General features: G+C 52.3%; 9 protein-coding genes, 1 pseudogene and 1 riboswitch. Of the genes and pseudogenes, 3 read left to right on the top strand and 7 right to left on the bottom strand.

Annotation, left to right across the window (positions count from 1 at the left end; all coding sequences use genetic code 11):
• Positions 1–1,149 (top strand): ATP-binding protein (locus Q7O77_RS10015; RefSeq protein WP_304166497.1); only part of this gene is annotated, 1,149 nt, incomplete at its 5' end.
• A 444-nt stretch (positions 1,150–1,593) separates the two neighbouring features.
• Here the strand turns inward: Q7O77_RS10015 and crr are convergent.
• The 5 genes from crr to cysZ form a co-directional block, all read right to left on the bottom strand.
• On the bottom strand, positions 1,594–2,103 hold the full coding sequence (gene crr / locus Q7O77_RS10010) for a PTS glucose transporter subunit IIA (RefSeq protein WP_085652243.1): 510 nt from the start codon (positions 2,101–2,103) through the stop codon (positions 1,594–1,596).
• A 40-nt stretch (positions 2,104–2,143) separates the two neighbouring features.
• Positions 2,144–3,871: a phosphoenolpyruvate-protein phosphotransferase PtsI gene (gene ptsI, locus Q7O77_RS10005; RefSeq protein WP_304166494.1), complete on the bottom strand. Its 1,728-nt coding sequence runs from the start codon at positions 3,869–3,871 to the stop codon at positions 2,144–2,146.
• Positions 3,872–3,919: 48 nt separating this feature from the next.
• Positions 3,920–4,177: a phosphocarrier protein Hpr gene (gene ptsH, locus Q7O77_RS10000; RefSeq protein WP_026738658.1), complete on the bottom strand. Its 258-nt coding sequence runs from the start codon at positions 4,175–4,177 to the stop codon at positions 3,920–3,922.
• Between the two features lie 424 nt (positions 4,178–4,601).
• Complete coding sequence (cysK, locus tag Q7O77_RS09995) at positions 4,602–5,570, bottom strand: cysteine synthase A (protein ID WP_304166489.1); 969 nt, start codon at positions 5,568–5,570, stop codon at positions 4,602–4,604.
• A 146-nt stretch (positions 5,571–5,716) separates the two neighbouring features.
• Positions 5,717–6,487, bottom strand: coding sequence for a sulfate transporter CysZ (gene cysZ, locus Q7O77_RS09990; RefSeq protein ID WP_304166486.1), 771 nt, complete (start codon positions 6,485–6,487; stop codon positions 5,717–5,719).
• A gap of 220 nt (positions 6,488–6,707) precedes the next feature.
• Between cysZ and zipA the strand changes: the two genes are divergently transcribed.
• Positions 6,708–7,610, top strand: coding sequence for a cell division protein ZipA (gene zipA / locus Q7O77_RS09985; protein WP_304166484.1), 903 nt, complete (start codon positions 6,708–6,710; stop codon positions 7,608–7,610).
• 160 nt (positions 7,611–7,770) lie between these two features.
• Here zipA and Q7O77_RS09980 read toward each other — a convergent pair whose 3' ends face one another.
• Entirely contained in the window at positions 7,771–8,064 is a 294-nt protein-coding gene (locus Q7O77_RS09980; RefSeq protein WP_085652239.1) for an accessory factor UbiK family protein, read from the bottom strand.
• 162 nt (positions 8,065–8,226) lie between these two features.
• A riboswitch (FMN riboswitch) is annotated at positions 8,227–8,393 on the top strand.
• A gap of 127 nt (positions 8,394–8,520) precedes the next feature.
• On the opposite strand from Q7O77_RS09980, the gene ribB reads away from it, so the two are divergent.
• Positions 8,521–9,174 carry a 3,4-dihydroxy-2-butanone-4-phosphate synthase gene (gene ribB, locus Q7O77_RS09975; protein WP_085652238.1) on the top strand — a complete coding sequence of 218 codons (654 nt, stop codon included), beginning with the start codon at positions 8,521–8,523 and terminating at the stop codon, positions 9,172–9,174.
• A 48-nt stretch (positions 9,175–9,222) separates the two neighbouring features.
• Here the strand turns inward: ribB and tehB are convergent.
• A pseudogene (gene tehB, locus Q7O77_RS09970) lies at positions 9,223–10,033 on the bottom strand (SAM-dependent methyltransferase TehB); the annotation flags it as partial.

Raw genomic sequence — 10,033 nt, 5'->3', positions numbered from 1 at the left:
GAGGAGATGTCGGGCTGGCCGGAGAGCGAACGCGGTTATATTTCTGCCTCCACGCAGGAGGATGCCGAGGCGGAGTTGCCGCAGGATGACAATACGGAGCCGCTGCTGCCGGACGACATGATGGTGGGCAACAAGCCTGCGATGGAAGAACAGCAGGTGATCGGCCCGAACGGCGAACACTACCTGCTGCGTTTCGATATCGAAGAGCTCAGAAAAGAGTTTCGCTTTGCTCCGCCGGCGCTACAGCGCTATCTGCATATCCCGGGGCCGATACTGTGGATTGGCGCCATCAGCGGGCTGTTATTCAGCGCCATGATGGCCTGGAATCTGGCCAGACCGCTGAACCAACTGCGCGCGGGCTTTGGTCAAGTCGCTCAGGGCGATCTCTCGGTGCGGTTGCTGCCTGCAATGCGGCGTCGTCACGACGAAATCAGCGAAGTGGCGCGGGACTTCGACTCGATGGTGGAACGTCTCGAAGTGCTGGTGAGCGCGAGGGAACAACTGCTGCACGACGTGTCGCATGAACTGCGGTCGCCGTTGGCGCGTCTGCAATTGGCGATTGGGCTGGCGCGACAAAACGACAGTCATGTGGAAAGCTGTCTGCAACGTATCGAGCGTGAAGCGGAGCGGATGGACAAGATGATCGGCGAGTTGCTGACCTTGTCGCGTACCGAAAATGCCGCCGTTAATGAGGAGTACTTCGACCTGCTGGGGCTGGTGAATGCCGTTGTTAACGATGCCAGATATGAAGGGCAGGTGCCGGGCGTGGAGATTATTCTCCACTCCGGAGAATACGAAGATTACACCATCAAAGGCATGGCGGAGCTGATGCGTCGCGCGCTTGATAACATCATCAGAAATGCCCTTCGTTTTTCTTCACAGGGGCAGGCGGTCACCGTCACCTTGAAGCAAAGCGAGCGGGAATGGTTTATCGATGTTGCTGATAGCGGGCCGGGAGTCGAGAAGGGCAAACTGTCGAGCATCTTCGACCCGTTCATTCGCATCGACTCTCCTCAGTCTGGTAAAGGTTATGGTCTGGGGCTGGCGATAGCCCGTAAAGCGGTGCTGGCACACGGTGGTCGCATTGAAGCGATGAATCGGGAGCCGAGCGGGCTACTGATTCGTATCAGCCTGCCACGCTGGAAATAGGGACATCCAGAAACGCTATCTGCTGCTGTTTCCTTGTTGTCATGGCAATCAGCCCCCGCGTGTGGTGGGGGCTGAGCTGATTGCTGCTCAAGTCGTTTCCCTCAAACGCGGTACTCCCTGATTCCGTTGTCACGTCAATCGCGACGCATCATCGTTTTCTTGAATCTTAATCATGCGGCCTGAGCGAGCGGTAAATGTCACATGCAAGGGGCTAAGCTTTCGTCTGACGACCGTTTCTAGGATGGCGGGAAGGAACAGGGGCAAGATCAAATACGAGGAAGCGACGTGCGACGGGGGAGGAAAAAGCAGGTTTGGACAGGTTCAATGAGATGGGCACTACATGTTGGAGATTTTCTCCGGCAAAGGCTGTGGCGATAGGTGCGCTTAATCTCAAGCAATAAAAAACGGCGCCTAAGCGCCGTTGATATATAAACTGAGTCGTTATTACTTCTTGATGCGAATCACCGGCGTTTCGCCGACGACAACAGAACCACTCAGTTTGGTCAGCTCTTTGATTTCATCCATATTGGAGATCACAACGGGCGTCAGTGTAGATTTCGCTTTTTCTTCCAGCAGCGGCAGATCGAATTCGATGATCGTGTCGCCTTTCTTGACGCGTTGACCTTCTTCAGCGATGCGTTTGAAGCCTTCGCCTTTCAGTTCAACGGTATCAATGCCGAAGTGAACGAACAGCTCGATGCCGCTGTCGGATTCGATGGAAAAGGCATGGTTGGTTTCGAAAATTTTCCCGATGGTGCCATCTACCGGAGCAACCATTTTGTTACCGTTCGGTTTGATAGCAATACCGTCACCGACGATTTTCTCGGCGAAAACAACATCAGGCACATCTTCAATGTTCACGATCTCGCCAGACAACGGGGCGATGATCTCAATGCTGCCGGTATCTTTTTTATCATCAGAAACCAGAGACTTCAGTTTATCGAACAAACCCATGATTCTCTCCTAAGCTTTAATATTGGGCCAGCATGGCGGATCAGCAAAGCGTCTTTTCTTTAATGAACCGGTTTACCAGATTGCTTAACTCTTCCGCCGTCGGTTGGGCTAATGCCTGTTCCGCCAGCGCCTTCGCATCACCGTAATTGGCATTACGGATAATTTTCTTGATACGAGGGATTGAGATGGCACTCATGCTGAATTCATCCAGACCCATTCCCAATAACAGTAGTGTAGCACGTTCGTCACCGGCGAGCTCACCACACATCCCTGTCCATTTGCCTTCTGCGTGAGAGGCATCAATCACTTGCTTGATCAGGGTTAATACTGCCGGGGACATCGGATTGTAGAGATGAGAAATCAGCTCATTACCGCGATCTACAGCCAGAGTATACTGGGTTAAATCGTTTGTCCCAATACTGAAGAAATCGACTTCTTTAGCCAGATGATGGGCGATCGTGGCTGCGGCAGGTGTTTCCACCATGACGCCGACCTCGATGGATTCATCAAAGGCTTTACCTTCTTCTTTCAGCTGCGCTTTCAGCATTTCCAGTTCAGCTTTCAGCGTACGCACTTCCTCGACGGAAATAATCATCGGGAACATGATACGCAGTTTGCCGAACGCGGAAGCACGCAGGATCGCGCGCAGCTGTGAATGCAGAATTTCTTTACGGTCCAAGCAGATACGGATCGCACGCCAGCCGAGGAACGGGTTGTCTTCTTTCGGCAGGTTCATGTACGGCAGATCTTTATCGCCGCCGATGTCCATTGTACGAACGATGACGGCCTGAGCGCCCATGGCTTCCGCAACGGCTTTGTACGCCTGGAACTGTTCTTCTTCAGTCGGCAGCGAGTCGCGATCCATAAACAGGAATTCGGTACGGTACAGACCAACGCCTTCCGCGCCGTTACGCTCAGCACCCGCGACGTCGCGCACGGTACCGATGTTGGAGCAGACTTCAACCTGATGTCCGTCCAGCGTGACCGCCGGCAGATCTTTCAGTTTGGCCAGCTCTTGTTTTTCAGAGATGAACTGCTGCTGAACGTCTTTCAGCTTGTCGATGATGTCCTGGCTCGGATTCTGGTAAATGGTGTTGTTAACGCCATCCAGAATCAGGAAGTCACCGCTTTTAACCTGTTTGGTCGCATCTGATGTACCTACAATCGCGGGCAGTTCAAGAGAACGCGCCATGATGGAGGTGTGAGATGTGCGGCCGCCGATATCGGTGATGAAGCCCAGCACCTTTTTCAGATTCAACTGAGCGGTTTCAGACGGGGTCAGGTCGTTAGCAACCAGAATGACTTCGTCTTGAATGTCGCCCAGGTCGACAATATTCATGCCGAGAATGTTTTTCAGCAGGCGCTTGCCGATGTCACGCATGTCGGCAGCGCGCTCCTTCAGGTATTCGTCATCCAGTTCTTCCAATGCCTTGGCCTGGTTTTCAATAACAGAAGAAGCCGCCGCGTCTGCAGATGCGTGGTCATCTTTAATCAGGGATATGATTTCCTGCTCGAACTCTTCATCTTCCAACAGCATGATGTGACCTTCGAAAATAGCTTCTTTCTCGGGCCCCAGTGTTTCCGCTGCTTTGTTTTTGATCGCTTCCAACTGCTGAGAGGCTTTCGCCCGGCCAGCCAGAAAACGTTCGACTTCCTGATCGACCTGTTCCGCAGTGATTTTTTTCCGGTTGATGACGATCTCATCGTCTTTCAGTAACAGCGCCTTACCAAAAGCAATCCCGGGTGATACTAATATACCTGAAATCATAACCCTACCTTACTTAATACTGATGTGCACTAAAGAGACCGGCTACTGTTACTCAAGCTCAGCCATCAGTTTAACCAGATGTTCAACGGCTTTCTGCTCGTCTTCACCTTCAGCGGAGATCGTGACCACTGTGCCCTGAGTCAAGCCGAGGGTCTGCAATTTGAACAGGCTCTTAGCACTGGCGCTTTTACCGTTGGAGTTGACAGTGATGTCAGAAACGAAGCCTTTAGCTTCTTTAACAAACTGAGCGGCGGGACGGGTGTGGAGGCCATTCGGCGCGGTAATAGTTACTTCTTGCTGGAACATTCGGTTTTCCCCAACTTATTGGATTAGATAAATGTTGTGGAACTAAAGTCTAGTTTATCGACTGAACTTTAGCCTGTTTGGTTAACTCCCTGCGCATGTTACAGGGGCAGGCCGGGATGCGGCAAGGAACGCATAAACATTGCCTTGATACAATATCAGTAAACCACCCTAAGAGTTTCAACCATTGTCACACAGGTGAACCAGAATACCTTTTGGCGACTCGACTCGCGTTGAGCTCAATCATGAAATTTTCAGGGGTGTAGACGGATATTAATTTCACGCATCAAAATAATTGTCCGGTTAAATACTAAACCTAGGCTGGAAATGCAATCCACCATACTTACAAACTTTGACGTGGCCCACAAAAAAGCACCCCGAAGAGTGCTTTTTGTAACATGCCGATTACTTATCCGAGGCCAGTTCGTTACTGCTGAAGCTCTTGCTCGGTGAACAGATCGGCGAACAAAGCGGTACTCAGATAACGCTCGCCGGACGAGGGCAAAATGACCACGATGTTTTTGTCTTTAAAGGCGTCCTCTTTCAGCAGGTTAAGTGCTGCAGCCACGGCTGCGCCAGATGAAATTCCCGCCAAAATGCCTTCTTCTTCCATCAGACGACGTGCGGTACTGATGGCGTCTTCATTGCTAATCCGTTCTACGCGGTCGACGAGTTTGAGATCCAGGTTGTCTGGGATAAAACCTGCGCCAATCCCCTGAATCTTGTGGGGACCCGGCTTGATTTCTTCGCCCGCGAGAGCCTGAGTAATGACGGGTGAGTCGATGGGTTCCACCGCGACAGTCGTAATCGCTTTGCCCTGGGTGTTTTTAATGTAGCGGCTGACACCGGTCAACGTACCGCCTGTGCCCACGCCCGCGATGAAAACATCGACTTCGCCGTCTGTGTCTTCCCAGATTTCCGGCCCGGTTGTTTTTTCATGGATTTCCGGGTTCGCGGGGTTACTGAACTGCTGCAGCAGCAAATAGCGTTGAGGATCGCTGGCGACGATTTCTTCGGCTTTGGCGATCGCGCCTTTCATGCCTTTCGCACCTTCGGTTAGTACCAGATTGGCGCCTAACGCTTTCAACAGCTTGCGGCGCTCGATGCTCATGGTTTCAGGCATGGTCAGCGTTAATTTGTAACCACGGGCGGCGGCCACGTAAGCCAGAGCGATACCGGTGTTGCCGCTGGTCGGTTCGACCAGTTCTACGCCGGGCTTCAGAACGCCGCGTTTTTCCGCATCCCAAATCAGGTTGGAACCGATACGGCATTTAACACTGAAACTAGGGTTGCGAGACTCCACCTTGGCGAGGATGCGTCCATTACCAATGCGGTTCAGCCGAACCAGCGGCGTATGGCCGATTGTGAAAGAATTGTCTTCGTAGATCTTGCTCATAGCCCGTCCTTTAAATAGCTGTATGTAATTTTTGTGAACGCTAGAGAGAATACCTTTTCGACGTAGCCAGTGAAGTAAGCAATCGCTATATCGTTATGTTCTTAGGAAATATATTTTCATCATTTCCTGTCGTAAGTCAGCGTGGTTTATTTTGCATTCAACACGTTGGATAGATGCTGGTACCGATCCACCCATAGCGCCGTTGCGCCGCATACGGCGACGGGCATGATGATTAGGTTCAGCACTGGGACGATTGTGCATAGGTTAACCAGCGCGCCGAACTGCAGATTGCTGATTTTGTGCTGCCGCAGAGTCTGGCGCATGACGGGGAAGCTGACCTTATGGTTATCGAACGGGTAATCGCAATATTGCACTGCCAGCATCCAGGCGCTGAAGATAAACCAGAGGATAGGCGCTACCGTCTGACCGATGCCCGGTACGAAATAGAGTAAAAACAGCACCAGTGCTCGCGGTAAATAATAGCCAAGTTTCTGTACTTCACGTCGCATGATGCGCGGGGTGTCTTTAGCGATGCCCCAGATGCCGCTATCCGGTAGCGCGACGCCGGTTAGCCTGGCTTCCAACTGTTCCGCCAGCAGACCGTTAAACGGCGCGGCGATAAAGTTAGTCACCGTGCTAAAAAAGTAGCCAAAGACCAACAGGATGGAAATAACCGCCACAGGCCAAAGTAAGTAGCTCAGCCACTGCAACCAGTTAGGGATATGGCTCATCAATTGAGGAATCCAGCTGTTTAATTGCTGGAACAACCACCAGAAGGCGCCGCCCATCAGCAAGATATTGACCAGCATCGGCAAGACCACGAATCGACGGATTCCCGGCAATGAGAGCAGCTGCCAGCCTCTCACGAAATAGTGGAAACCGCTGCGAAGGTTCTGGTGTTCTTGGGCGTAAGGCATACTCTTGGTCTCATTGTTCTTTGAAGATGGCGGCATCATATCGGGACGATATTGTGCTGGCTAGCCCGTTTTTGCATGAAAAAACAGCAAAAAAGTGCGCACTTCCCATCTTTATTGTCATAAACTGTCGGCCAGACTTGCACTTGTGTACACGGGCAAATACAGTTAGTGATATATGTATATGCCATAGTGGCAATGTATTGGAATAACTGGGATAGCAATGATGCAGGACTTGCGTCTGATATTAATCGTTGTTGGCGCGATCGCTATTATAGCACTGCTGCTGCACGGCTTGTGGACCAGCCGTAAAGAGCGTTCGTCCCTTTTTCGCGATCGTCCTGTGAAGCGTTTGAAGCAGGATCCGGACGAAACGCCTTTCGAAACGCTGGATGAAGGTGTTGGAGAAGTGCGGGTTAAGCCCGTGCATCCTCAAAGCGCGCCTCCTGCGCCTCGTCCGACAGCGAGTGCTCAAGGGCGCGCGGTGGACGAGCCTCCGTTGACGTCTCATGAACCTGAGTCTGCTTCAGCCAATTACGATCCGCTATTGGGTGAAACGGATTCTGCGGAACCGTCGCGAATCGATGCGGCCGAGCGCGAACTGGCGGCAGACACGCATTCCGATTCGGAAACGGTGGCAGAGCGTGAAGCCAAAATGGCCAGCCTGCAGGAAGAGCAAGAAGCGTCCGCTCCTGTCAACGACGCGCCAGCGGCTAAAGAAGCGGTTCTGGTGGTTCATGTCGCTGCGCATCAGGGCGGCGTTATCGGCGGCGAGTTGCTGTTGCAAAGCGTTCTTCAGTCGGGTTTCCAGTTTGGTGAGATGAATATTTTCCATCGCCACGTTAATCCAGCTGGCGGCGGACCGGTGCTGTTCAGCTTGGCCAACATGGTCAAACCGGGTTCTTTCAATCCTGACGATATGTCAGAGTTTTCGACACCGGGTGTCTCCATCTTCATGATGGTGCCGTCTTATGGTGACGCCAGTCAGAACTTCAAACTGATGCTGCAATCAGCGCAGCGTATCGCGGACGATGTTGGTGGCGTGGTGCTCGACGATGAGCGTCGGATGATGACGCCACAGAAGGTTGAGGTGTATAAATCACGTATCCGCGAAGTGCTCAACTAACGGTTTAGCACTGCCGTGTTTGCTAAAGATACACAGTAAAAAGCCTCCGCTTGCGGAGGCTTTTTCTTTGCGCCTGATTGGCTTGGGTCGCATGACAACCCGTTGTTACATGGGAACCATGAAAGCCCACTTTGCTTTTGCTGGCTGGGGTGGCGAACGACTATTCTTGACCTTGTGCGACCGGCGGCTCTGCTTTGGGCTCTACGGTCGATGCTGATTTGGCTTCCAGTTCGTCCAGTCGTTGTTCCAGTCGCGTCAGCTTTTCACGCGTGCGCAGCAGAACCTGTGTCTGCACGTCAAATTCTTCCCGGTTGACAAGATCCAGACGGGATAGCTGCGATTGCAGAACCTGACGGATCTTTTTCTCCATATCCTCGCCAAGTTCGCGAATTCCTTTGGGCATGGATTCGTGCATCTGACGGGCGATTTGCTCTATCTTTTTAGGGTCAATCATGATGATTTTCCTGATGGGTTAGACGGAAAGAGTGCTGTTGATAGCTAAGTGTAATGCCTGCCAGGCATTGTATAAACCTAAACTGCGCCAGCGCAGCGGTTATTGCTCATGAGAGCCCTTATACCCGTTGCCCTGCAAAATCGTTAGCGTTATAGTAAACCCGCTTATTCTCAGGGCGGGGCGTAATTCCCCACCGGCGGTAAACCAGTCCATACCACGTATGAGGTTGGAAGCCCGCGAGCGCTCAGACTGTCATATTGGGTTTGAGGTCAGCAGATCCGGTGAAATTCCGGGGCCGACGGTTAAAGTCCGGATGGGAGAGAGTAACGGTATCCGTCAGGCTGAGCCTGCCCGCGTTATTTTTTTAGCATTGATCGTATTTCCATGCCTTCGATGCCACTCCTCAAGTTAGCCCTGATTCTGGTAATCCATAGAAAATAGTGAGGGTTTTTTACCATGAATCAGACTTTGCTTTCTCAATACGGTACACCGACTGAACGCGTTGAACGTGCGCTCGAAGCGCTGCGTCAAGGGCGTGGCGTCATGGTGCTCGACGATGAAGATCGTGAAAATGAAGGCGATATGATTTTTTCCGCCGAACACATGACCGTCCAGCAGATGGCGCTGACCATTCGCCACGGCAGTGGAATTGTTTGCCTGTGCCTGACTGACGAGCGCAGACAAAAATTGGAATTGCCGATGATGGTTGAGCACAACTCCAGCCATTATCAAACGGCGTTTACGGTCACAATCGAAGCGGCTGAAGGCGTGACGACCGGCGTATCCGCTGCAGACCGCCTGACGACTGTGCGTGCTGCGACGGCCGACGATGCCCGCGCCAGCGATCTGAATCGTCCCGGTCACGTTTTCCCTCTGCGCGCACAGCCGGGCGGCGTGCTGGTTCGCGGCGGTCACACTGAAGCGACCGTCGATTTGATGACGCTGGCGGGTCTGAAGCCGTTTGGGGTGCTGTGTGAGCTGACTAATGACGACGGTTCCATGGCGCGCGCGCCGGAGGTCATTGCCTTCGGTCAGCAGCATGATATGCCGGTTCTGACTATCGAAGATCTGGTGGCTTACCGCAAAGCGACCGAGCTGAAAGCCAGCTAATCGCGCCTAGATTTATGTTCTGTGCCGGGGTCGGTCCCCGGCCGTGTCTCAACGTGGTTTGCGCGCGAGTAACGTGGCGAAACGCAGTTTGATACGTTTTCCATCCGCATCTGTTTTATGCAACTCCCCTATATCCTCATTGTATTTCACAATGGCCCAGGCTTCGTAATAGCGGCGCAGCTCTTCCTCTTTAAACGTGAATGAAAAGGGCAGTGGGCAGGGATAATCCTCGGTCGACATCGCTGCGACAATCAGGTTGTATCCCCTGTCGGCAGTATGTTGCTGCATATTCCGAATAATGGCCGGTATGCGGGAACGATCAAGAAACATAAACACGACGGTCGACAAAATCATGTCGTAGGCGTCAACAATGTCGGCGAGATTAATATCATGCTCACTGGCCCGAATCTCGCCGAGATGTTCTTGCTCAATGATATGGTTCAATGCGCTGATACTTTCAGGACTTTTGTCCCATGCGGTGACATCCCAGCCTTTCTGATGAAGATAAAGGGCATTACGCCCGCGACCGCAGCCGAGATCCAATGCCTTGCCGCTATCCATTAAACGCAGGGCATCAACGACCTCAGAATGCGTGCGGGTCAAACCATATTTTTTCTGGAAATAATCGTCAGGACGGCAGTAGAAGCTCAGTTGACAGCGTATATCGTCGGAGCATTCCATGACGCGATAGCGCTGCTGTGGTTCGATATAAGGGGACGAGTGGTCCTGGGAGAGATTCTGCGTTGAGAGGGGCACACCGTGTTCTGAGAGTATCGCCAGCGTTAACTTCCCCTGTAATATTACCAGTCTGACCCAGGTGCCATCCTACGTGTTGTGATCTTGCTCAAAGGTGGTCGGT

Origin of the sequence: Lonsdalea britannica (assembly GCF_946477055.1) — a bacterium.
Taxonomy (GTDB): Bacteria; Pseudomonadota; Gammaproteobacteria; order Enterobacterales; family Enterobacteriaceae; genus Lonsdalea; species Lonsdalea britannica_A.
Note: the sequence above shows the minus strand (reverse complement) of the source record. Positions and strands in the feature narration are given on the sequence as shown.